23 protein-coding genes are annotated in these 20,768 nt (G+C 61.2%); 7 read left to right on the top strand and 16 right to left on the bottom strand.

Features of this window, described 5'->3' with window-relative positions; translation table 11 throughout:
* Nucleotides 1-70 precede the first annotated feature (70 nt).
* Nucleotides 71-274, bottom strand: a complete 204-nt coding sequence (locus AB3N21_RS02675; RefSeq protein WP_171173827.1) for a hypothetical protein — start codon at nucleotides 272-274, stop codon at nucleotides 71-73.
* A 650-nt stretch (nucleotides 275-924) separates the two neighbouring features.
* Between AB3N21_RS02675 and AB3N21_RS02670 the strand changes: the two genes are divergently transcribed.
* Complete coding sequence (locus AB3N21_RS02670; RefSeq protein WP_367933752.1) at nucleotides 925-2,073, top strand: DcaP family trimeric outer membrane transporter; 1,149 nt, start codon at nucleotides 925-927, stop codon at nucleotides 2,071-2,073.
* Between the two features lie 80 nt (nucleotides 2,074-2,153).
* Here AB3N21_RS02670 and AB3N21_RS02665 read toward each other — a convergent pair whose 3' ends face one another.
* The 5 genes from AB3N21_RS02665 to AB3N21_RS02645 form a co-directional block, all read right to left on the bottom strand.
* Nucleotides 2,154-2,507, bottom strand: a complete 354-nt coding sequence (locus tag AB3N21_RS02665; RefSeq protein WP_367933751.1) for a hypothetical protein — start codon at nucleotides 2,505-2,507, stop codon at nucleotides 2,154-2,156.
* Between the two features lie 69 nt (nucleotides 2,508-2,576).
* A complete protein-coding gene (locus AB3N21_RS02660) occupies nucleotides 2,577-2,711 on the bottom strand; it encodes a hypothetical protein (protein ID WP_256415806.1) in 135 nt (44 codons plus the stop codon).
* A gap of 214 nt (nucleotides 2,712-2,925) precedes the next feature.
* Complete coding sequence (locus AB3N21_RS02655; RefSeq protein WP_367933750.1) at nucleotides 2,926-3,297, bottom strand: DUF6497 family protein; 372 nt, start codon at nucleotides 3,295-3,297, stop codon at nucleotides 2,926-2,928.
* Nucleotides 3,298-3,401: 104 nt separating this feature from the next.
* Complete coding sequence (locus AB3N21_RS02650; protein WP_367933749.1) at nucleotides 3,402-3,800, bottom strand: cupin domain-containing protein; 399 nt, start codon at nucleotides 3,798-3,800, stop codon at nucleotides 3,402-3,404.
* A gap of 43 nt (nucleotides 3,801-3,843) precedes the next feature.
* Nucleotides 3,844-5,376, bottom strand: a complete 1,533-nt coding sequence (locus tag AB3N21_RS02645; RefSeq protein ID WP_367933748.1) for an acyl-CoA carboxylase subunit beta — start codon at nucleotides 5,374-5,376, stop codon at nucleotides 3,844-3,846.
* 182 nt (nucleotides 5,377-5,558) lie between these two features.
* On the opposite strand from AB3N21_RS02645, the gene AB3N21_RS02640 reads away from it, so the two are divergent.
* Nucleotides 5,559-6,764 (top strand): multidrug effflux MFS transporter, encoded by a 1,206-nt coding sequence (locus tag AB3N21_RS02640; RefSeq protein WP_367933747.1) that lies wholly within the window; start codon nucleotides 5,559-5,561, stop codon nucleotides 6,762-6,764.
* 8 nt (nucleotides 6,765-6,772) lie between these two features.
* Here AB3N21_RS02640 and AB3N21_RS02635 read toward each other — a convergent pair whose 3' ends face one another.
* Complete coding sequence (locus AB3N21_RS02635; protein WP_367933746.1) at nucleotides 6,773-7,621, bottom strand: LysR family transcriptional regulator; 849 nt, start codon at nucleotides 7,619-7,621, stop codon at nucleotides 6,773-6,775.
* A gap of 97 nt (nucleotides 7,622-7,718) precedes the next feature.
* Between AB3N21_RS02635 and AB3N21_RS02630 the strand changes: the two genes are divergently transcribed.
* Both AB3N21_RS02630 and AB3N21_RS02625 read left to right on the top strand, forming a co-directional pair.
* Nucleotides 7,719-8,006, top strand: coding sequence for a YciI family protein (locus AB3N21_RS02630; protein ID WP_367933745.1), 288 nt, complete (start codon nucleotides 7,719-7,721; stop codon nucleotides 8,004-8,006).
* 63 nt (nucleotides 8,007-8,069) lie between these two features.
* The gene (locus AB3N21_RS02625; protein WP_367933744.1) at nucleotides 8,070-9,464 is read left to right on the top strand and encodes a short-chain fatty acyl-CoA regulator family protein; all 1,395 of its coding nucleotides are present in this window, start codon (nucleotides 8,070-8,072) and stop codon (nucleotides 9,462-9,464) included.
* 83 nt (nucleotides 9,465-9,547) lie between these two features.
* On the opposite strand, the gene AB3N21_RS02620 is transcribed toward AB3N21_RS02625, so the two are convergent.
* The 4 genes from AB3N21_RS02620 to AB3N21_RS02605 all read right to left on the bottom strand — a co-directional run bounded on the left by AB3N21_RS02620 (nucleotide 9,548) and on the right by AB3N21_RS02605 (nucleotide 13,511).
* Nucleotides 9,548-9,787 (bottom strand): YdcH family protein, encoded by a 240-nt coding sequence (locus tag AB3N21_RS02620; RefSeq protein ID WP_171173808.1) that lies wholly within the window; start codon nucleotides 9,785-9,787, stop codon nucleotides 9,548-9,550.
* A gap of 100 nt (nucleotides 9,788-9,887) precedes the next feature.
* Nucleotides 9,888-10,541, bottom strand: coding sequence for a thermonuclease family protein (locus AB3N21_RS02615; protein ID WP_367933743.1), 654 nt, complete (start codon nucleotides 10,539-10,541; stop codon nucleotides 9,888-9,890).
* 54 nt (nucleotides 10,542-10,595) lie between these two features.
* Entirely contained in the window at nucleotides 10,596-12,254 is a 1,659-nt protein-coding gene (gene betA / locus AB3N21_RS02610; RefSeq protein WP_367933742.1) for a choline dehydrogenase, read from the bottom strand.
* Nucleotides 12,255-12,314: 60 nt separating this feature from the next.
* On the bottom strand, nucleotides 12,315-13,511 hold the full coding sequence (locus AB3N21_RS02605) for a BCCT family transporter (protein WP_367933927.1): 1,197 nt from the start codon (nucleotides 13,509-13,511) through the stop codon (nucleotides 12,315-12,317).
* A 173-nt stretch (nucleotides 13,512-13,684) separates the two neighbouring features.
* Between AB3N21_RS02605 and betI (AB3N21_RS02600) the strand changes: the two genes are divergently transcribed.
* The gene (gene betI, locus AB3N21_RS02600) at nucleotides 13,685-14,284 is read left to right on the top strand and encodes a transcriptional regulator BetI (protein WP_367933741.1); all 600 of its coding nucleotides are present in this window, start codon (nucleotides 13,685-13,687) and stop codon (nucleotides 14,282-14,284) included.
* Here betI (AB3N21_RS02600) and betC read toward each other — a convergent pair.
* The 4 genes from betC to AB3N21_RS02580 form a co-directional block, all read right to left on the bottom strand.
* Complete coding sequence (gene betC / locus AB3N21_RS02595; protein WP_367933740.1) at nucleotides 14,266-15,774, bottom strand: choline-sulfatase; 1,509 nt, start codon at nucleotides 15,772-15,774, stop codon at nucleotides 14,266-14,268. The genes betI (AB3N21_RS02600) and betC overlap by 19 nt on opposite strands.
* On the bottom strand, nucleotides 15,771-16,343 hold the full coding sequence (gene betI, locus AB3N21_RS02590; RefSeq protein ID WP_367933739.1) for a transcriptional regulator BetI: 573 nt from the start codon (nucleotides 16,341-16,343) through the stop codon (nucleotides 15,771-15,773). The genes betC and betI (AB3N21_RS02590) overlap by 4 nt, the downstream gene beginning before the upstream one ends.
* Before the next feature lie 103 nt (nucleotides 16,344-16,446).
* The gene (locus tag AB3N21_RS02585; RefSeq protein ID WP_367933738.1) at nucleotides 16,447-17,355 is read right to left on the bottom strand and encodes a DMT family transporter; all 909 of its coding nucleotides are present in this window, start codon (nucleotides 17,353-17,355) and stop codon (nucleotides 16,447-16,449) included.
* Between the two features lie 40 nt (nucleotides 17,356-17,395).
* Entirely contained in the window at nucleotides 17,396-17,995 is a 600-nt protein-coding gene (locus tag AB3N21_RS02580; RefSeq protein ID WP_367933737.1) for a LysE/ArgO family amino acid transporter, read from the bottom strand.
* An 87-nt stretch (nucleotides 17,996-18,082) separates the two neighbouring features.
* On the opposite strand from AB3N21_RS02580, the gene AB3N21_RS02575 reads away from it, so the two are divergent.
* Nucleotides 18,083-18,967 carry a LysR family transcriptional regulator ArgP gene (locus AB3N21_RS02575; RefSeq protein ID WP_367933736.1) on the top strand — a complete coding sequence of 295 codons (885 nt, stop codon included), beginning with the start codon at nucleotides 18,083-18,085 and terminating at the stop codon, nucleotides 18,965-18,967.
* A 39-nt stretch (nucleotides 18,968-19,006) separates the two neighbouring features.
* On the top strand, nucleotides 19,007-19,696 hold the full coding sequence (locus AB3N21_RS02570) for a nitroreductase family protein (protein ID WP_367933735.1): 690 nt from the start codon (nucleotides 19,007-19,009) through the stop codon (nucleotides 19,694-19,696).
* A gap of 288 nt (nucleotides 19,697-19,984) precedes the next feature.
* Here the strand turns inward: AB3N21_RS02570 and AB3N21_RS02565 are convergent, their stop codons facing one another.
* Complete coding sequence (locus AB3N21_RS02565; RefSeq protein ID WP_367933926.1) at nucleotides 19,985-20,725, bottom strand: YebC/PmpR family DNA-binding transcriptional regulator; 741 nt, start codon at nucleotides 20,723-20,725, stop codon at nucleotides 19,985-19,987.
* Between the last annotated feature and the right edge of the window lie 43 nt (nucleotides 20,726-20,768).

The raw sequence follows: 20,768 nt of genomic DNA, 5'->3' as shown, positions 1-20,768 counted from the left end.
CAATCGGCCAAGGGCGGCGTTCTGCATGTGTACGGTCGGGCCGGGAGCGGCCCGGAAGTTCAGAATCCGGTTAGCGGCAGTTTCTCTCGAGTTTGCAATAAAGCAGGTTTCCGGCAGCACCCGCCGCCGCGCCGACGACCGGGTTGCTGTCAAGCACGAGCGCGCCGAGGAAACCCGCGCTGCCGCCATAGAGCGCCTGTTCACCTGGGTTGTCGCCGCAGGCGGCAAGGCCTGCACAGAGTAAGAGTGCCGAAGAGATTCGAAGCGTCCGCATGTGTTCCATCCCCTAACAGACGTTGACTGATTGCTCGTCAGATGCCGGGGATTTCGGCTTGTCCGCAAGGCAATTCGCCGCGAGTTGCTGCGCTGCGCGGGACTCTGCCCAAACAGGGCTTCGCCATCGGCAAAGAAAAAAGCGGGCGGGTCAATGTGAAAAACACTGACCGGCCCGCCTAAGGAAGGGGTACGGAATAGTAGGTGCATGTGCGGCGCAGGCATAGAAGTGCCGCACGGCCCGGCCAATCTGCCTGCTTGACGCGGCGTCGCCAACACGACTTTTTCGCAGTCGCAAAATCCGGCTGGTTTCTGCCCATTCGGCGGATAAGCGCGCAAAATCGTGCCGATCGGGTTGTGCAAAGCGGTGCGGGACGAACGCTGTTCACGTGTCACGACTGTGTGACGGCGATCCTGCATGGCGGTGCGCCAAGCGCTTTCGCAATCACATGCGGCGGCGCCGCGAATCGAAAAACTACCACTTACTATCAACCGGTTAGGCGCGGATATCGCAGCGCGGTGAGAGCGATGTGAGTTTGGATCAAGTTTCGATGAGAATCCTCTCACACCATCTCGCCTGAACGTCATTTCACGCCGGTTGGGCCGTGTGGAACGCTGATTGTGCACCACTGCATACAGGGATGGACTCTCATGAAACAGCACAGAACAGCCATGTCTTCGCTTGCCATTCTGGCATCGACGCTCGCGAGCGCGCCACTTTGGGCACAGGACGCCCAGACCCAGGCCGAACTGGACGCGCTGCGCGCCCGGGTCGAGGCGCTTGAGGCTGGCGGCGCGCGGCCCTCGGGCGATCTGACCAATTTCCAGATCGGCCAGACCAACATCGACATCTACGGCTATGTCAAAGCCGACTTCTTCTACGATTTCGACTTCAATCAGGGCGACACGGCATTCGTCAACAATATCGGTGAACCGGCCAATGCCACTGACGGCAATTTCGGGGCGACCCTCCGCCAGTCGCGCCTGGGGTTCAGAACCACGACCCAAACCGACATTGGCGAGCTTCGGGGTCAGTTGGAACTTGATCTCTTTGCCTCTGGCGGCGCCGCGGAACTGCGCTTGCGTCACGCCAATATCGGGATCGGCGAGCACTGGATCATTGGCCAGGACTGGACGAACTTCATGCCGCTCGCCCAATACCCGACAACCGTGGAATTCAATGGCCCCGTTGGGATCGCCTTTGCGCGGGTCCCGCAGATTCGGTACACGAACACCTTCGGCCAGACGACGTTCAGCGCCTCGATCGAGGAAAACACCGCCGACTCGGATGACCCGGTCTTTACTGCCGCCCTGTCCTACGACACCGACCGGTACAGCGCCCGTGTCGCTGGCCTGATCGGCACCGTGAACTCCGGCGAAACGGATGTCGATCAGACCGGCATCACGCTTTCGGGTTCGATCCGTCCGTGGCAGGGCGGTCTGTTTCAGGCAACCTATGTCACCGGCGAAGCGCTCGGCCCGCTTCTGATCGGCCTCGGGGATGCCGCTGTTGGTGGTGTTGCCAATGACGTCGACGGCTATACGCTCGAGTTCCGGCAGGATATCGGTGACAAGTGGAACGTGGGCATCGCCTATGGCCGCGAGGAGTATGACCTGCCCACCTCGACCGGCACCCTGTCGTTCACCGAGTTGGAGACGATCCACGTCAACGCCTTCTACAACGTGACCGACAACCTGACGCTCAGCGCCGAATACATCCGGGGCGAGCGCAATGACGCCACCACCGGAGCCACCTTTGACGGCGACCGCATTCAGGCCGCCATCCAGCTCAATTTCTGAGGACGCAACCCAGCGCTGCGGCCCTTGCCGCAGCGCTTCCCTTTGGGACATAGCGATATGCTGCGTGCCCGGGATCACGATTAGCGGCCCCCGTCGAACACGTCAGGAAAGGATAGCCGCGCCGCGTCCACGTCGATAACGAGCAGAGCCTCGTAACTCGCGGGATCGAACGTGTCATCGGCGGGGATCACCTCACGCCCGAACAGCCAGCTCAGCCGTCCGGCATCCAGATTGCCGCGCTCAAAGGGCTGATCGCCAAACTGCATCCACAGCGCTTCGAGAAAAGCGGCATCGGCGCGCTTGTCCGCTGGCTTGCGGTCGCGGAACCGCTCGCGCTTGGTCAGCGGTGTGACGCCCTTCGGATTGGCGCGACGGATGGTAAACTGAAAATCGGTGCCGGGAAGACGGCCGGGAAAACCGCGGTGCTTCAGCATGGCAGACCCTCCCGTGCCGGGGCTGCCAGGGTTCGCGGGACCGACCGCAGGGCCGGTCCCGCGGAGGAATTACTTGTACTTGCCGGTGAAGGTCGGCTCGGTCGAAACCGGCTCAACCACGACGACTTCTTCTTCCTGCTGACCGCATGCGGCAACAGCACCGACGAAAGCCACCATGGCGACGAACTTGATGCACTTCGACATCTATTTCTCCTGACTCTGTTATCAATTCCAACAGGGGCGCAAACCCCTGCCTGCCCCTCGTCCGAGGTCACGGCCGAATAAGCACGACCGGGGGCGACCATAGCCGATGCTTTATCGGAAATACATCCAAAGGTGTTCAGTTTCATGGCTTGTGACTCCAAAGCCTCAGAAGTTCGCAGAATGGGCGGGAAAACCGCAATATATTGTGGCATTCTCAGAACTCCTCCCAGATACAGCGGGTATTCTCCAGCCGATAGGCCTCAAAGAACTGGGTGGCCTCGGGGTCCGATCGGCCAAATTCCACCGATCGGTCCGAAAGGGAAACGATGACCCGCGCAGGGTCGAGCGCATGTTTGGCGACATAAGGGATCACCAGGCTCTGGCACAGATGGTTCATGTCGATCGCAGCCACGTCATAGCCGATTCGACCCACCGTCGAGCCGATCCGCGGAGCGATGAAGCGGAAACGAACCCACAACTCTCCCGGATTGTTGTCGAGCAGAACATTCTCCAACTGCACCGGCTGTCCGGACGGAACCGGCAGCGAGACCTCGGCGGCGGCGGTGGATGCAAAAGCCGAAAACACCAGAGCGTATCCGCAGCCCCGACCCCACCATTGGCGGGCTCCTCCCGCCGGGGCTGCTTGCGCCACGCATGCGGCGTGCGCTGTTTCATTTCGGCTCGCGCGGATCATGGGGCAGGTTCGTCCCTTGTGTCAAACTGAGCGGGCGCTGTGATTTCGATCAGTTCCATATCGTCCGAATGCCGGACCTCGCGGTGCCTGATGCCCGGAGGCTGAAGGACGCAGGAACCCGCCCGCAGGGTATGTTCACCCTGCCCTTCATATTCAAAGACGACCCAACCCTTGGTGACATAGACCATCTGGAACTCCAGATCATGGCTGTGCCATGCGCCCGGGCTTTCCATCCCCGGAACCGCGCGGATGACATGAGCGCCGAACTTGCCTTGGGTGGCACCTTTGATGCCCAGATCCCGGTACTCGAAGAACGCACGCAGGCCCTGGCCGACGAAGGGAGAGTCGTCGGCGTGGGAGATGGAGAAGGCTTGGTTTTTCCAGAGTTGAGTCATCTGTCGTCCTTCGCAGGATGGGGTTTCACCCCATCCCACAGCCTCACAGCGGAATATTGTCGTGCTTCTTCCACGGGTTCTTCAACGACTTGCCCCGCAGCGAGGCGAACGCGCGCGAGACCCGGCGTCGTGTCGAGTGCGGCATGATCACCTCATCGATGAAGCCGCGTTCGGCCGCCACGAAGGGGTTAGCGAAGCGGTCTTCGTAGTCCTTGGTGTGGGCCGCGATCTTGTCCGCATCGCCCAGATCGGCGCGGTGAATGATCTCGGTCGCCCCCTTGGCGCCCATCACCGCAATCTCGGCGGTGGGCCAGGCATAGTTGAAATCACCGCGCAGATGTTTGGATGCCATCACATCATAGGCACCGCCATAGGCCTTGCGGGTGATCACCGTCACCTTCGGCACCGTGGCCTCGCCATAGGCAAAGAGCAGCTTGGCCCCGTGTTTGATGACGCCGCCATATTCTTGAGAGGTCCCCGGCAGGAAGCCCGGCACATCAACCAGCGTCAGGATCGGGATTTCGAAACAGTCACAGAAGCGCACGAAACGCGCGGCCTTGCGCGACGAGTCAATGTCCAGACACCCGGCCAGCACCATCGGCTGATTGGCGACGACACCCACGGTCTGTCCCTCAAGCCGTATGAACCCGGTGACGATGTTCTTGGCGAAGTCCTCCTGAATTTCATAGAAATCGCCCTCATCCGCCACTTTGACGATGAGTTCCTTCATGTCATAGGGCGTGTTCGGGTTTTCCGGCACCAGCGTGTCCAGCGAGGCCTCGACCCGCCCCGGTTCGTCAAAGAACGGGCGCACGGGCGGCTTTTCGCGGTTGTTGAGCGGCAGAAAGTCCACCAGACGCCGCACCTCGGCCAGCGCCTCGACATCGTTCTCGAAAGCGCCATCGGCGACCGAGGATTTTCTGGTGTGGGTCGAAGCACCGCCCAGTTCCTCGGCGGTTACCACCTCATTGGTCACGGTCTTCACCACGTCGGGGCCGGTGACGAACATGTAGGAGGTATCTTTGACCATGAAGATAAAGTCGGTCATCGCCGGAGAGTAGACTGCGCCACCTGCGCAGGGGCCCATGATCACGCTGATCTGCGGCACTACGCCCGAAGCCATGATGTTGCGCTGGAACACTTCGGCATAGCCTGCCAGCGAGGCGACGCCTTCCTGGATTCGCGCCCCACCCGAGTCGTTGATGCCAATCACCGGCGCGCCGTTCTGCACCGCCATATCCATGATCTTGCAGATCTTTTGCGCGTGGGTTTCCGACAGCGAGCCGCCGAACACGGTGAAATCCTGCGAGAACACATAGACCATGCGGCCATTGATCGTGCCCCAACCGGTGACCACGCCATCGCCCGCAGGCTTTTGATTTTCCATCCCGAAATCGGTACAGCGGTGCGACACGAACATGTCGAACTCTTCAAAACTGTCCTCGTCCAGCAGCAGTTCGATCCGCTCGCGCGCCGTCAGCTTGCCCCGGGTGTGCTGCGCGTCGATCCGTCTCTGCCCGCCCCCCAGCCGCGCGGCCTCGCGGCGGTCTTCAAGCTCGGAAAGGATGTCTTTCATGGCGATTATCCTCTTTGAAATCTGGCCGGACCATATAGTCTGCGGGGCGCGCACTAAAGACTTATTCGGCAAATTTGCAAATCATTGGCAACATTACATCCGCTAAATGCAAATTTGTTAATTAACACCTTAACTCACGACCTGGCATGGACAGCCCATACCGGGCCGCCTAGATGCAAACCATGCAGTTCAGTTCCGCCCAACGGCACCGCAGTCCGCCTACCGTCGCCACCCTGATTTTGCTGTCGGGTCTGTCGGCCTTGGGCATGAACATATTCCTGCCCAGCCTGCCCAACATGGCCACGTATTTTCAGACCGACTACCGGGTGATGCAGTTGACCGTGGCGCTGTATCTGGCGGTCAATGCGATGATGCAGATCGTGATCGGGCCGCTGGCGGACAAGGCCGGGCGCAGGCCCGTTATCCTGTGGGGGCTGGTGCTGTTCCTGCTGGCGACATTGGGCTGTATCTACGCACCCACCGCCGAGATCTTCCTGTTCTTCCGCATGTGTCAGGCCGTGATCGCCGTCGGCATCGTGCTGAGCCGGGCCGCTGTGCGCGACATGTATGAACAGGATCAGGCCGCCTCGATGCTGGGCTACGTCACCATGGGCATGGCGGTGGTGCCGATGATCGGCCCCGCAATCGGCGGGCTGCTGGATCAAAGCTTTGGCTGGCAAGCCAATTTCTGGCTGCTGTTTGCGCTGGGGGCGATGGCCTTCTTTCTGGTCTATGCCGATTTCGGTGAGACCGCGCACAAAAGCGGCAAGAGCCTGATCGCCCAGTTCCGGGAATACCCCGAACTTCTGACGTCGCCCCGGTTCTGGGGCTATTCGCTGGCCTGCGGCTTCTGTTCGGGCGCCTTCTTTGCCTATCTGGGTGGTGCGCCTTTTGTCGGAACTCAGGTGTTCGGCATGGCCCCGGCCGAGGTCGGGTTCTACTTCGGCGCCCCGGCCATCGGCTATTTCTTCGGCAACTTCATCAGCGGCCGCTTCTCGGTTCGCATCGGTGTGAACCGGATGGTGCTTTGGGGCTGCTGGCTGAACGCCATCGGCGTGGCCCTGTCGCTGCTGGTGATGCTGGCAGGTCTGGGATCGGCGTTGACCTTCTTCGGGTTCATGACCTTCGTCGGCCTCGGCAACGGCATGGCCATCCCCAATGCCACCGCGGGTTCACTCTCGGTGCGTCCACATCTGGCCGGAACCGCCTCGGGTCTGAACGGAGCGATCATGCTGGGCGGTGGCGCCGCGCTGAGCGCATTGGCCGGTGCCCTGTTGACCCCCGACACCGGCGCGCTGCCGCTTCTGTGGCTGATGCTGGTCACCTCGATCCTCGGCGTTCTGGCAATTCAGGTGGTGATCTGGCGCGAACGGCAATTGGGTCTGTAGCACTCGGCTCAGAGGCGAAACATCCGGTCGATCCAATCGACTGTCACCCGTATCCGTTCGAGTTCCCGCAACTCACGCCGCACCAGGACCCAGATCTCCCGGCTGGGCAGCCGGGTAAACGGAAACGGCACCTCCCTCAATCGCTCATCCGCCGAGCCGATGATCCGGGGTAAAAGCGTCTTTCCATATCCCGCCAGAAGCGCCTGATACAACGTCTCCGCATCGTTGAAACTGGCGGCAAATGCACGCTCGCCGGTCGTCTCGGACGCCGACGCGAGTGCCGCCGCGTGGGTCAGATACTGCATGCGCCGGTCATAGTTGAGCCATGGAGCATCCTCCGGTGCGTTCGGCCCGACATAGGCCCCGTAATCCAGGTCTCCCACCTTGCGCGCCAATATACCCTGTCCGCCTTCGCTGGGACGGGCCAAACGCAGCGCAATATCCGCCTCTCCCTGCAGCAGGCTCAGGTCCCGCGCCTCCGAGATCAATTCAACACGCAATCCCGCTGAACGAGACAACAGATCCGGCAGGTTGGGCAACAGAATGTGGTTCACCACCAAAGGCACCGAGGTCACACGCACCGTTCCCAGACACATTACGGGGTCGGCGTTGGCCTGCGCCCGTATCGCCTGCACCTCGGCCTGCATGACCTCGGCGTGCCGCATGAGCGAGCGGCCGAACTCCGTCAGGATCAGACCGGTCGCGCTTTTTTCGACCACCGGCTGGGACAGGCTCTGCTCCAGCGCGCGCAGACGTCGCGATACGGTGGTCTTGTCCACGCCAACCAACCGCGCCGCTCCTTTGAGGCCGCCGGTCTGCGCCACGGCCAGAAGATATCGCAGATCGTTCCAGTTCATGACTGCGATTTTGCAGCTAGGCGAGGCAATTTTCTACCCTATGCAGCAGAAGCGCATCCAGAAACGATGAGAGTGCAGCAATCCGAAAGGACAGATCATGCTCTTTTGCGTTCTCTTCCAGGACAACCCGGGCAAGGACTATCTGCGTCAGGACCACATGGCCGACCATCTTGCCTATCTCGACACGCTAGGTTCCACAATCGTGGGTGCGGGGCCGCTGTTCGAAGGTACTTCGGGTCATGGCGGTATGTGGTTGGTTCAGGCCGACAGTGCCCCCGAGGCGCAAAAACTTGTCGAACGCGATCCCTTCTGGCCAACAGGCCTGCGCAAATCTGTGAGCATCCTGGAATGGCGGCAGGTATTCCGGGATGGCCAGCGCACGTGACCGCTTGCACCGCGCAGTTTGCAAAGTTAGCTTTTGCGGTAGGTAAAACTGCAAAGAACTCCCATGGCCACCCAGAAACTCTACGCCGGCGCCAAGCTGCGCGAAATCCGCAACCGTCTGACGCTGACGCAAAAGGATTTCGCCGCCAAGCTGGGCGTGTCCCTGCCCTATCTGAACCAGATGGAGAACAACAACCGCCCGGTCTCGACCACCGTGGTGCTGGCGCTGGCGCAAGAGTTTGGGCTGGACGTCACCGAGCTTAGCACCGGCGACAGCGAGCGGCTGGTCTCGGACATGCGCGAGGCGCTGGCCGATCCGATCTTTGCCGATGCCATGCCACCGCTCGCCGATCTGCGTCTGACCGCCTCGAACGCGCCTGCGCTGGCGCGAGCCTTCATCGAACTGCACCGCAACTACCGCCAGACCCATGAACGGCTGGCCTCTCTGGACGAGGCGCTGGGGCGCGAAGATGCGCGTATTCAGGCCAGCCCGTGGGAAGAGGTCCGTGACTTCTTCCACTATTGCGACAACTATATCGACGCGGTGGACCACGCCGCCGAACGGTTCGCGGCGCAGGCGCAAGGCGATATCCGCACCGCCGCCATGGACCGACTGGCCGCACGTGGCATCACGGTGGAACTGGCCGATATCGAGTCCCTGCGCCGCTACGACGCCGCCAGCAAGACCCTGCACCTGTCGTCACGCTCGGCGCCGCAGACACAGGTCTTTCAACTGCTCTTGCAGGTAGCGCTGCTCAGCCAGGATCAGTTACTGGAGGCAACACTAGACTTCGCCCGGTTCCAAAGCGACGAGGCGCGCTCCATCGCCAAAATAGGGCTGGCCAATTATTTCGCCGGGGCGGCGCTGATGCCTTATGGCACCTTCTTGACCGCCGCGCAGGACTGCCGCCACGACCTTGAACTGCTCAGCGCCCGCTTCGGCGCCTCGATCGAGCAGGTGGCCCACCGGCTCTCGACCCTGCAACGGCCCGGCGCCAAGGGCATCCCGTTCTTCTTCGTCCGCGTCGATCAGGCAGGCACGATCACAAAGCGCCACTCGGCCACCCGGCTGCAATTTGCGCGCTTCGGCGGCGCCTGCCCGCTGTGGAACGTGCACCGCGCCTTTGAGACCCCGGGGCATTTCCTGCGGCAGCTGGCCGAAACGCCTGATGGGGTTCGCTACATCTCGCTGGCGCGTGACGTGTCGAAACCCGGCGGCTCCTTCGGTGCCCCGGTGCGTCGCTACGCCATCGCGCTGGGGTGCGAGGTGCGCCACGCCGACGCATTGGTCTATGCCGACAACATGGACGTCAACAATGCCAGCGCCTACGAGCCCATAGGCATCTCGTGCCGCATCTGCGAGCGCAAGACCTGCCACCAGCGCTCGGTCCCGCCGCTGGAACGCCGCCTGACCATCAACGCCGATGAACGCGGGACACTTCCCTATGAGGTCAACTGATCTTCTTCTGTTTATAAATATCCCGGGGGAGTCGTGGCCCTGCCACGACGGGGCAGCGCCCCCATCCCCGGACAAAATCAGACTCACGCCTTCGACAGAATCCCCCAGATCTCGTCCTTCAGCGCTGCACGCTTCTTGCGCAGATCAACCTCGGCCAGATCCTCCATCGGCTCCACATTGGTTTCGGCCCGGTGCACGGCGCGGTTTATCTCGTGATACTCGTCCGCCAGCCGCGAGAAATGCGCGTCGGTCTGCTTGAGCTGGCTCATCACCTCGATCTTGTCGGGAAACTCTTCGGCCAGTTCGTGCGGGGTATGGGACATGCCTGTTCGCTCCTTGTCTGTTGTTACGAACACAGACTAAGAGCACGCTCTGTGCCCTACTTTGACGCCGATCAAGTCCGGCTTGAACGGTGTACATGAATCACGACCGGGCGCTCCTCCATCCGGCTTTTCTTGCCGCCGCAGCGCTGCAGAACCAGCGCTCTCCCTTGCTTTCGTTGATCCGGGTTCGCGCATAGAATTTCTGCCCGGGCAGGTGATAGATTTTCTCACCTTTTGCCGAGATGTTGCCCTTGATCTTGCAGCCGGAACTCGGCTGCGCCGCCTTGCTTATCGACCTGAACAGCCACGGCGCCTGCACTTTCCCCGCGTGCAATCCCGCCCGACTGGCGACGGCCATGTGTTCCTGCGGCACATATACCGTTGCGTATTTTCTGTAGGCAAAGGCCAGACCACGCGCGACCAGTATCTGACCGGCATCCGCACCATCCACGAGGCAACGGGCAACCGCCCGCCCATACCGATCGCGGTCCAACACCCGGCAGCGCGCCTTCTCGCCCTGATACAGCTCGCGCACCTGATCCGTGACCCAAACACCGCAGGACCAATTCGCGCCATCGTCGCTTTGGCAGGTTTGATCGAGTTCCGGTGCGTCGATCCCGTGCAGGCGCACCCTGATGCCCCCGACATCCCATGTATCCGCATCAACGACACGAACGGGCCCGGACAGGACCTCTGCCGCCTCAACCTGCATCGGCACTAGAACAAAGACAAATGCAGAACAAATCCTTAACATGCCCCGGATATGCGCCGGGAAAACGGCGCATTCAACAGGCGGCGTTAAGAAAGGTTAACGCTGTGCCGTTTTCCACTCAGGATGAATCCACGGCCGATCATTCGCGCGCGGCAGAGGATCCCGGCCCAGCAAGTGATCCGAGACCTTCTCGCCCACCATGATCGACGGCGCATTAAGGTTACCGTTGGTGATCTGCGGAAAGATGGAGCTGTCGGCAACACGCAACCCATCCACGCCGATGACCCGGCTTTCGGAATCGACCACCGCATCGGGATCATCCGCACGGCCCATCCGGCAGGTGCCGCAGGGGTGATATGCGCTCTCGGCGTGTTCGGCGATAAACGTATTCAGTTCGTCGTCGGACTGCACCTCTGCGCCGGGTTGTATCTCGTGACCGGCAAAGGGTTTGAACGCTTCCTGCCCAAAGATCTCACGCGTCAGGCGAATGCAGGTCCGGAATTCTTCCCAGTCCTGCTCGTGGCTCATGTAGTTGAAGCGGATCACCGGCGCGTCGGTTGGTGCAGCAGACCGCAGCGTGACCGCACCCCGCGAGGGCGACCGCATTGGTCCCACATGCGCCTGGAACCCATGGCCTTCGGCAGCGGCCTGTCCGTCGTAGCGGACCGCGATGGGCAGGAAATGATACTGGATGTCCGGGTACTCGATACCAGGCCGCGAGCGAATGAACGCCGCGCTTTCGAACTGGTTCGACGCGCCCAGACCGGTCTTGGTGAACAGCCACTGCGCACCAATGATGCCCTTGCCGATCAGGTTCCAGTATTTGTAAAGAGTGATGGGCTGGATCGCCTTTTGCTGAATGTAAAGCTCCAGGTGGTCCTGAAGGTTTGCACCGACGCCAGGGCGGTCCGCCACCACGTCGATGCCATGTTCGGCCAGATGCGCGGCAGAACCGATCCCCGACAGCATCAACAACTTGGGCGAATTGATCGACGAAGCGGCCACAATCACCTCACGCCGGGCCCGGATCACCTGTCTTTGCCCGCCCCGGATCACTTCAACGCCGACCGCACGGCCCTCCTCGATTACAATGCGCGAGGCCAGTCCACGCACCAGATCGCAGTTTTCGCGCCTGAGCGCGGGCTTGAGGTAAGCGTTCGCCGCAGACCAGCGCCGCCCCTTCCAGACGGTCTGCTCCATCGGGCCAAAGCCCTCCTGCTTTTCGCCGTTGTAATCGCCGGTGACCTCATAGCCCGCCTGACGCCCGGCCTCGACAAACGCCTTGAACAGCGGGTTCGAGCGCGGCCCACGCGTAACATGCAGCGGCCCTGAATTGCCCCGCCAGGTGGGATCGCCGCCATGACCGCCGTCATGCCAGGTTTCCATCCGCTTGAAATAAGGCAACACATCCGAAAAGGCCCAACCATCTGCGCCCATCTCGGCCCAGGTGTCGAAATCACGCGCATGGCCACGCACGTAGACCATGCCGTTGATCGAGGATGACCCGCCGATCACCTTTCCACGCGGACAGGCCAGGCGCCGGTTGTTCAGATGCGGCTCCGGCTCGGACTGGTATCCCCAGTCGTAGCGCGACATGTTCATCGGATAGCTGAGTGCCGCGGGCATCTGAATGAACGGCCCCGCATCTGTGCCGCCATGTTCGATGACCAGAACGGATGCCCCGGCCTCGCTCAACCGATACGCCATTGCGCACCCGGCCGAGCCTGCACCAACAATGACAAAATCCGCTTCCATGTCCGCCTCTTGATTTCAGTCGAGCCGCGCGCGGACCTCCGCACGCGGCATGTTTCGAGTTCAGTGCACTTGCTCGACCTTGTGGAAGTCGAGGTTGCGATCTTCGGGTGAGGACGCGATGCTCAGAACCTCGGTCCGTTTGAGCAGCGCGATGTAGAGCACGCAGGCCAGATACAGGCCGATCACGATGGCACCGATCCACTGGATCTGCAGCCACTGGCTCTGAAACAACAATGTCAGGCCAAAGAGCACCGCGACGTTCAGCGCCACATAAGGGGCCTTGCCCAGCCGGTCGACCGTCAGCGACAGGTTGTCGGTGTAAAGACGGATCAGCGAGTCCAGCGAGTTGATCACAAAGGTCACGCCCACGATGATCATCGCCAGGTTCACCAGACCCTCGGTCGGGATGGCCGCGGTGTGATAGTGGTACAGAACCGAGAACCAGATTCCCAAGGGTATCGACGGGAACACGAGCAGCGCCAGCAGCAGTTGCCAAGTCTTCAGCCCGCCGACAAAGCGCGACGTGAACTGGCCGATCATGATCGACCAGGCAAACCACCAGAACAGGTAGAAGGCGTGATAATCCGTCAGAGGCAGGGCGAATTTGTGCAGGTTCGCAAAGTAATCCCCCAACAGCGCAACGTTCGAGCCCAGCCCGCCGACACCCATGCCGGAATAGACCCACATGCCCAGGATCAATGCAAAAAACAGCAAAGACGATCCGACGGACAGCACCCGGACATATTTCAGGTCGGTCGAGCTGTAGGCCGCTGCCAGAATGGTAACAAAGACGATCAGGTAGAAGGTGGTCACCACCGTCTCGCCATCGCCGATTTCGGGGATGTAGCCGGGCAGGTAGATCAGGAACAGGCTGGCGGTGAACGCGCAGGTGCCGATGATGACGATGTTGTTGACGATCTTGACCAGCGGGATCTCGAAAAAGCCGACGCGCGGCTCGATTACGCAGAAATAGAACGTGGTCAGGAAATAGAAACCCCAGATCAGAAAGCCCCAGAACCCGAACTCGATCGCTAGCGGGTTGGCAAAGCTGTACGCGGCGTCCTCGGCATAACCGCCGAACTCAGCCAGCGGGAACATGATCAGGCCAACATCCAAGCCCGACGTGAACAGGATGGCGATGAAGGTGAACAAATGGACGGGCGTGACACCGACGCAATCCACGTTGCGCCACTTTATCGTGAAGAAGATTACCAGCGCAAAGGCCAGCAATATCCCGAATGTCAGGATCACGTTCAACAATTTCATCCCTCCCAAGGTCTTGTATTTGCCCCACGGACTGTTCCGCACGTGGGATGGGAACGGTAATTAGCAGGATTTTCTGATTGTCGGAACCATTTTTTAAATGACTGTTCAAGATTTGATTTTTTCTATCGCTTTCATTCACCTACGCGCTTTGCCAATATGGGCGCATGACACGCAGACGCATTCGCGACATACGGAACGACGAACTCATCGAAGCCGCGATCGAGGCGATTCATCAGAAGGGATTCGTGACTGTCACAATGGCCGAGATTGCGCGGACCGCAGGAGCTTCTGCCGCGTCGATCAACTACTATTTCGGCTCAAAAGATCAGCTGATGGAAAAAACCATGCGCCGGCTGATGTCGCTGCTGCGCTCGCGTCTGCTGGCCCATCTGAGCGGGTCAGAGACGCCACGCGACCGTCTGCTTGCCATCATCGACGCAAACTTCGACGATCAGCTGCTGACCGCCCAGCAATGTTCGGTCTGGGTTCAGTTTTGGGCCAACGCGCCTTACGCCCCTCGTCTGGCGCGCCTGCATCGTATCAACCAGCACCGGGTGGCCAGTCACCTGCGTCACGAGCTTCGGCAATTAGTCGAGCCCGCTCGCCAATCCGCCCTGCGCGCCTCGATCCAGGCCTATATGGACGGCGTATGGATCGAACTGGCACAAAGGGCCGGTCCGGTGGATGCCACACACGCGCGCCAGGCAGCGCGTGAGGTGGTTTTAACCTTGTTGGACGGACACGGTCACTCGCCGCGCGGATAGCGCTGGTTTTCCTCAACGGTGTTCAGGTCCATGTGGTTGCGCATGTAACGCTCGGACGCCTTTTGCAGCGGCTGATAATCCCAAGGGTAATAGCCGCCCTGGCGCAATGCCTCGTAGACCACCCAGCGGCGGGCCTGGCTGGCGCGCACTTCCGCGTCGAACTTCTCAAGATCCCAGCGGGCCTCGGACTTTGCCCTGAGTGTTTGCAGCGTGCCCTGATGCTCGGGCTTTTCCGCCAGATTCTCCAACTCGTGCGGATCGGCCTCAAGGTCAAAGAGCTGATCGGGATCCAATGCGCAGCGGTTGTATTTCCACTTGCCATAGCGCAACGAGACCAGCGGCGCGTAAGATGCTTCGGCGGCGTATTCCATCGCCACCGGGCTGGTGCGCTCTTCGCCCCTGGCCAGCGGCGACAGATCCTCGCCATCAGTCCATGGCGCAAGCTCATCCATCGGCACACCCGCCAGCACCCCCAGCGTCGGGGTCACATCCAGCGTCGAGACCGGCGTGTCGATCCGGCCCGCAGGCAGGTCCAAGGCCGAGATCATCAGCGGCACCCGCGCCGAGCCTTCGTAGAAGTTCATCTTGAACCACAGGCCCCGCTCACCCAGCATGTCGCCATGGTCCGAGACAAAGAGGATGATCGCCTCTTGCCGCGTGGTTTCCAGCACCTCCATGATCTCACCGACCTTGTCGTCGAGATAGGAGATATTGGCGAAATAGGCGCGACGGGATTTGCGGATGTCCTCTTCGGTGATGTCGAAACTGCGCCAGTCATTGGCGTCGAAGATGCGCTTGGCGTGCGGGTCCTGATTATCGTAACCAAGGTCCGCCACTTCGGGCAGCAGATGCTCGCAATCCTCGTAGAGATCCCAATACTTTCGGCGCGCCACATAAGGATCATGCGGGTGGGTGAAACTGACGGTCACACACCACGGGCGACCGTCATGACCGCGGGCCAGATCATAGAGCTTGGCCTTGGCGTTGTAGGCAACCTCGTCGTCATACTCCATCTGATTGGAGATTTCCGCCACACCCGCACCGGTGACCGATCCCATGTTGTGATACCACCAGTCGATCCGCTCGCCCGGTTTGCGGTAGTCAGGGGTCCAGCCGAAATCAGCAGGATAGATATCGGTGGTCAGCCGGTCCTCGAACCCGTGCAACTGGTCGGGGCCCACGAAATGCATCTTGCCGGAAAGGCAGGTGTAGTAGCCCGCCCGGCGCAGGTGATGCGCATAAGTGGGGATGTCGCTGCGAAACTCGGCGGCGTTGTCATAAACCCCGGTGCGCGACGGCAGTTGCCCGGACATGAAGCTTGCCCGCCCCGGCGCGCAGAGCGGCGAGGCCGTATAGGCATTGGCAAAGCGCGTCGAGCGCGCCGCCAGTTTCTTCAGGTTCGGCGCGTGAAGCCATTCGGCGGGACCGTCGGGAAAGAGGGTTCCGTTAAGCTGATCCACCATCAGGATCAGAATGTTCGGCTTTGTCATTTTTCAGCCTCGATAAGGGTGTTGAGAACGCGCAGCGCATGATTGAGCGCTATTTCCGGCACTTCCGGCGCGCCGAGTGCCGCCTGAATGTAAAGCCCGTCGATCAGAGCCCGCATATTCTCGGCCAGTTCGACCGGGTCCGAGACGATGGGGCGCAACGCATAGATCAGGTTCGAGCGCAACCGGGACTGATAGATTTGCCACAGCCGCAGCGCATCATCGTTTGTTTGCGCCAGAACATAAAAGGTCATCCAAGCCGTGGTGACGTCCGGTGTGAAACAGGACTGCGCAAAGCAGGCCCGAACGATGGCATGCGCCCGGCTTTCGGTCGTGCATGTCTTGAGTTCGGCGCGCACTTCATCGCCGAATTCTGTCAGGATGTGACGCATCGCCGCCAAAAAGATCTGCTCCTTGCCGCCGAAATAATGATGCGCCAGCGCGCTCGACATACCTGCCCGCTTGGCGATTTGACTGACGGTCACATCAAGCGTTTTTTTCACGCCAAGCTCTGCGATCGTTGCCTTGACGATCGCATCCCGCCGGATCGGCTCCATTCCGAGTTTCGGCATGTCGGGTTCCTCGAACAGACTGTTAGCGAAAACGCTAAGCCGTTTTTATTGACCCGTCAATCAATTACCTAATAGCTATGGGAACGCCCCAATGTGATTACATTCAGAGCTTGGGCGCGATGCTCGGAGGGGTCAGCGCACGGCGTTTCAGCACCGCCTCGCGCCAAGTGATGAAGCTGACGGCGCCCAAGATGATGGTACCGCCAGTGACCACCCAGATGTCCACGCCTTCGTTGAACACCAGCGCGCCCAGCAGCGTCGCCCAGATGAGTTGCAGGAAGGTCACCGGCTGGGTCACCGCAACTGGCGCGGCCTGTAGGGCCAGCGTCATGAAATAGTGCCCGCCAGTGGCAAAACAGGCGACTAGGAACAACACCCCCAGATCGTGCAGACTGGGCGGGGTCCAGACCATTATCGCAAAGGGCGTCAGCGCCAGTGTCACCCAGCCTGACAGATGCGCGACCACGACGGCGGGGCTGACATCCTCGACCATCGCCTTGGCCAGCAGGTACGAGCCGCCCAGCGTCAGCGATGTCCCCAACATCGCCAGATGGCCCGGCGAGACCTCGCGAAATCCGGGACGCAGGATGATGGCGGCTCCGATCAGCGCCACCAGTACGGCGGCGATGCGGCGCGCAGCCAGTTTCTCGCCTAGAAACAGAGCTGCACCAAGAGTGACATAGACGGGGGTCAGATAGTTCATTGCCGTGACCTCGGCCAGCGGGATCTGGGTCATGGCAAAGAACCACAGCATCACGCCCACTGCGTGGATACCGCCGCGAATGCCGAACAGGGTCCAGTGGCGCCGGGTCAGCCGCGCGTTCATGATCGCCCGCAACGCGGGGATCAGGAACACCAGCCCAAGAAGATAGCGCAAAAACGCTGCCTGAATGGGATGCATCGACGACCCCATGGACTTGACAAGCGCCGTCATCATCACGAAAGTCGCCCCCGCCGTCAGCATCCAGAACATGCCGGCAAGAGGGCGGGATTGGGCGGCGAGTGTCGTCATGAGACCGGTTGAACACGCAATTCACCGGCAGGGCAACCCTTCACATCGCAACAAGTTTCAAGGCAATGGCCCACATGGTCAGGCCAATCAGAGTATCCAGCACCTGCCACGCCCGTGGCCGGGCAAAAAGCGGCGCGATAAGACCCGCGCCGTACCCAAGCGAGAAGAAGAAGACGAAGCTCGAAAACATGGCGCCCACAGCAAAGCTCAGCCTGTCGTCATACTGGGCCGAGATCGACCCGATCAGCACCACCGTGTCCAGATAGACATGCGGGTTGAGCCAGGTGAAGGCCAGCACCGTCACCAGCGCGGCACGCAGGCTGGTGCCCTGCCCGTTGCCCGCCTGCATCGCGGCCCCGCCAGTCCAGGCCGAGCGCAGGCTGCGCGCGCCATACCACAGCAGGAACGCGGCACCGCCATAACGCATCACCGGTTCGAACCACGGCACTGCCACGGCCAGCGCGCCAAAACCAGCCACGCCCGCCGCGATCAGCACCGCATCCGAGACGGCACAGGTCAGGCATAGGGCAAAGACATGCTCGCGCCGAAGGCCCTGCCGCAGAACGAAGGCGTTCTGCGCGCCGATGGCCAGGATCAGACTGAAGCCCAGTGCAAAGCCGGGCACGAAGGACGGGGACATGGGACCTCCTGATTGGTGTCCGGTTTGACTAAGACAGCGGATCGGCTTTATCCAGTTAAAGATGTTAATCCATATTAAGGATTGCTAATGCAGTTCGATCCTAACCACCTGTCCGCGCTTGCCACCATTTTGCGTCTGGGCAGTTTCGAAGCGGCCGCTGCCGAGCTTTCGGTGACCTCGTCGGCGATCTCGCAACGGATCAAGGCGCTAGAGGACCGGGTGGGCACCGCGCTCATCCATCGCGGCCCGCCCTGCACCGGAACACCCGCCGGGCTGCGGATCGCGAAACATGCCGAGGATGTGGGCCTGCTTGAGGCGCAGCTCAGCCGTGAGTTGGCTCTGGACCGGGGGACGGAACAGGTGCATCTGAGGATCGCGGTCAATGCAGACAGCCTGGCCACATGGTTCATCGCCGCTCTGGCGCAGGTTGAGGGGATCTTGTTCGATCTGGTGGTGGACGATCAGGATCACTCCGCCGAGTGGCTGCAACGGGGCGAAGTCAGCGCCGCGATCTGTGTCAGCGGCAAACCGGTGACAGGTTGCGATTCCATGCCGCTGGGCACCCTGCGCTACATCGCAACGGCTAGCCCCGGCTTCATGCAGCGAAGGTTTCCGGATGGCATAACCCCACAGGCCGCGGCGCAGGCGCCCTGCCTGACCTTCAACACCAAGGACGAGCTGCAAAAGGCCTGGCTGGCGGCCAACGTCGCACCCCGGGTCGCGCCACCCAGCCATTTTCTGCCCTCGACCCAGGCCTTTGTCGACGCCGCCCGCTCCGGGCTGGGCTGGGGAATGAACCCCGAGGCGCTGGTGCGCCGCCCGATCCGCCGGGGGCATCTGCAACCGTTGATCCCGGACACCCCGCTGGACGTGCCGCTGACCTGGCAGGTCAGTCGCATCATGGCCCCGGCGCTGGCGCCGCTGACCCGGGCGGTGAAAGAGGCAGCCGCCAAGGGCTTGATCCCCGGCTGATCCCGCCGGATAAGAGGGCAACCCCTTGGAGGAAAAGCCATGTTCGCCCGCGACGCCCTCAGCTATGACCCGATCCCCCTGCCCGACCGCGCCGATCTGACCGATGCTGAGATGCTGGCCGCGGCGCAGGCGTTTCACGCCGTCATGCTCCGGCGCCACACCGTGCGCGACTATTCCGACCGGCCGGTAGAGCGCGCGGTGATCGAAAGCTGCGTCCGCACCGCCGGTACCGCGCCGTCGGGCGCCAATCACCAGCCGTGGCACTTCGCAGCGGTGTCGGATGCAGGCCTGAAACAGCGCATCCGCGAAGAGGCCGAGGAAGAAGAGCGCCGTTTCTACGCGGGTGGCGCGGGGGATGAGTGGATCAAGGCGCTAGAACCGATCGGCACCAATGCCGACAAGCCGCACCTGACCGTCGCGCCCTGGCTGATCGTGGTCTTCGCCCAGCGCTGGGGCCAGTTCGAGGATGGCAGCCGCTACAAGAACTATTATGTGCCTGAAAGCGTGAACATTGCCACCGGGTTCCTGCTGGCCGCGCTGCATCATGCGGGGCTATGCGCGCTGACCCACACACCGAACCCGATGCGGTTTCTCAACGACGCGCTGAGCCGTCCAGCCTCGGAAAAACCGACGATGATCATCGCGGTAGGCCACCCGGCAGAAGACGCGACCGTGCCTGCGGTGGCCAAGCTGAAGAAACCGCTGGAGGAGATTAGCAGTTTTTTTTGAGTGCGAACTGTGCGCGGAATTGTTTGAACTCTGTCACGCCATAAGTTCAGGCGGAGGGCCGCGCCCTCCCTCGGGTGGGCGCCCACAACGAGCGTGGTAAGTGATTTATCTCAAAAGCCCTGAACGACGGCTGAACGGCGAACGACATAGCCAAAGCGCCCTCCCAAGGGGGAGGGAGGGCGCGGCCCGGCGGGCTTCGCCCTTGATTCCGGGCCAGCAAATTCATTGAGACAGACAAAAAGACCCGGCGCATGGCACCGAGTCCTCGCAAATCTCCTCAGGGCTCGATCAGAGCTGCGCCATCACCTCGTCGGTGGCTTCGAAATTGGTGGTGACCCGCTGCACGTCATCGTCATCTTCCAGCGCGTCCACCAGCTTCATCAGGCGTTGCATGTCCTCCAGCCCTAGCTCGGTTGTGGTGGTGGGCTTCCAGACCAGCTTGGTCGATTCCGACTCGCCCAACGCCGCCTCGAGCGCGTTCGAGACCTCGTTCAGATCCGTATCGGCGCACCAGATGATGTGGCCGTCTTCCGAGCTTTCCACGTCTTCAGCACCCGCTTCGATGGCTGCTTCGAAAATGGTATCCGCATCGCCCGCGTCAACGGGGTACACAACCTCACCCTTGCGCTCGAACATGAAACCGACCGAGCCGGTTTCACCCAGATTGCCGCCGTTCTTGGAGAAGGTCGAGCGCACGACCGAGGCGGTCCGGTTGCGATTATCGGTCATCGCCTCGACAATGACCGCGACGCCGTTGGGGCCATAGCCTTCATACCGGATTTCTTCGTAATCGTCGCCTTCGCCCGCAACCGATTTCTTGATCGCGCGGTCGATCACGTCCTTGGGAACCGAGTTGGATTTGGCTTCCTTCACCGCCAGGCGCAGACGCGGGTTTTTGTCTGGGTCCGGGTCGCCCATCTTGGCGGCAACCGTGATTTCCTTGCTGAGCTTCGAAAACAGCTTGGACCGGGCGGCGTCCTGACGTCCTTTGCGGTGCTGAATGTTTGCCCATTTGGAATGGCCGGCCATGATTTCCTCGTAGCTGATTGACTGACTGGCGCTCATATAGACC

Origin of the sequence: Ruegeria sp., from assembly GCF_040830605.1 — a bacterium.
GTDB lineage: Bacteria > Pseudomonadota > Alphaproteobacteria > Rhodobacterales > Rhodobacteraceae > Ruegeria.
The sequence above is the reverse complement of the archived record's forward strand: the minus strand, read 5'-3'. Positions and strand labels throughout refer to the sequence as shown.

Excerpts from the sequence above, each read along its gene's own strand:
- AB3N21_RS02675 (WP_171173827.1), bottom strand. The coding sequence starts at position 274 with ATGCGGACGCTTCGAATCTCTTCGGCACTCTTACTCTGTGCAGGCCTT.
- AB3N21_RS02570 (WP_367933735.1), top strand. The coding sequence starts at position 19,007 with ATGTTCGCCCGCGACGCCCTCAGCTATGACCCGATCCCCCTGCCCGAC.
- AB3N21_RS02630 (WP_367933745.1), top strand. The coding sequence starts at position 7,719 with ATGCTCTTTTGCGTTCTCTTCCAGGACAACCCGGGCAAGGACTATCTG.
- AB3N21_RS02585 (WP_367933738.1), bottom strand. The coding sequence starts at position 17,355 with ATGACGACACTCGCCGCCCAATCCCGCCCTCTTGCCGGCATGTTCTGG.
- AB3N21_RS02635 (WP_367933746.1), bottom strand. The coding sequence starts at position 7,621 with ATGAACTGGAACGATCTGCGATATCTTCTGGCCGTGGCGCAGACCGGC.
- AB3N21_RS02620 (WP_171173808.1), bottom strand. The coding sequence starts at position 9,787 with ATGTCCCATACCCCGCACGAACTGGCCGAAGAGTTTCCCGACAAGATC.
- AB3N21_RS02575 (WP_367933736.1), top strand. The coding sequence starts at position 18,083 with ATGCAGTTCGATCCTAACCACCTGTCCGCGCTTGCCACCATTTTGCGT.
- AB3N21_RS02665 (WP_367933751.1), bottom strand. The coding sequence starts at position 2,507 with ATGCTGAAGCACCGCGGTTTTCCCGGCCGTCTTCCCGGCACCGATTTT.
- betI (WP_367933739.1), bottom strand. The coding sequence starts at position 16,343 with ATGCCGAAACTCGGAATGGAGCCGATCCGGCGGGATGCGATCGTCAAG.
- AB3N21_RS02615 (WP_367933743.1), bottom strand. The coding sequence starts at position 10,541 with ATGTTAAGGATTTGTTCTGCATTTGTCTTTGTTCTAGTGCCGATGCAG.
- AB3N21_RS02565 (WP_367933926.1), bottom strand. The coding sequence starts at position 20,725 with ATGGCCGGCCATTCCAAATGGGCAAACATTCAGCACCGCAAAGGACGT.
- AB3N21_RS02670 (WP_367933752.1), top strand. The coding sequence starts at position 925 with ATGAAACAGCACAGAACAGCCATGTCTTCGCTTGCCATTCTGGCATCG.
- AB3N21_RS02660 (WP_256415806.1), bottom strand. The coding sequence starts at position 2,711 with ATGTCGAAGTGCATCAAGTTCGTCGCCATGGTGGCTTTCGTCGGTGCT.
- betA (WP_367933742.1), bottom strand. The coding sequence starts at position 12,254 with ATGGAAGCGGATTTTGTCATTGTTGGTGCAGGCTCGGCCGGGTGCGCA.
- betI (WP_367933741.1), top strand. The coding sequence starts at position 13,685 with ATGACACGCAGACGCATTCGCGACATACGGAACGACGAACTCATCGAA.
- betC (WP_367933740.1), bottom strand. The coding sequence starts at position 15,774 with ATGACAAAGCCGAACATTCTGATCCTGATGGTGGATCAGCTTAACGGA.
- AB3N21_RS02625 (WP_367933744.1), top strand. The coding sequence starts at position 8,070 with ATGGCCACCCAGAAACTCTACGCCGGCGCCAAGCTGCGCGAAATCCGC.
- AB3N21_RS02650 (WP_367933749.1), bottom strand. The coding sequence starts at position 3,800 with ATGACTCAACTCTGGAAAAACCAAGCCTTCTCCATCTCCCACGCCGAC.
- AB3N21_RS02640 (WP_367933747.1), top strand. The coding sequence starts at position 5,559 with ATGCAGTTCAGTTCCGCCCAACGGCACCGCAGTCCGCCTACCGTCGCC.
- AB3N21_RS02580 (WP_367933737.1), bottom strand. The coding sequence starts at position 17,995 with ATGTCCCCGTCCTTCGTGCCCGGCTTTGCACTGGGCTTCAGTCTGATC.
- AB3N21_RS02645 (WP_367933748.1), bottom strand. The coding sequence starts at position 5,376 with ATGAAAGACATCCTTTCCGAGCTTGAAGACCGCCGCGAGGCCGCGCGG.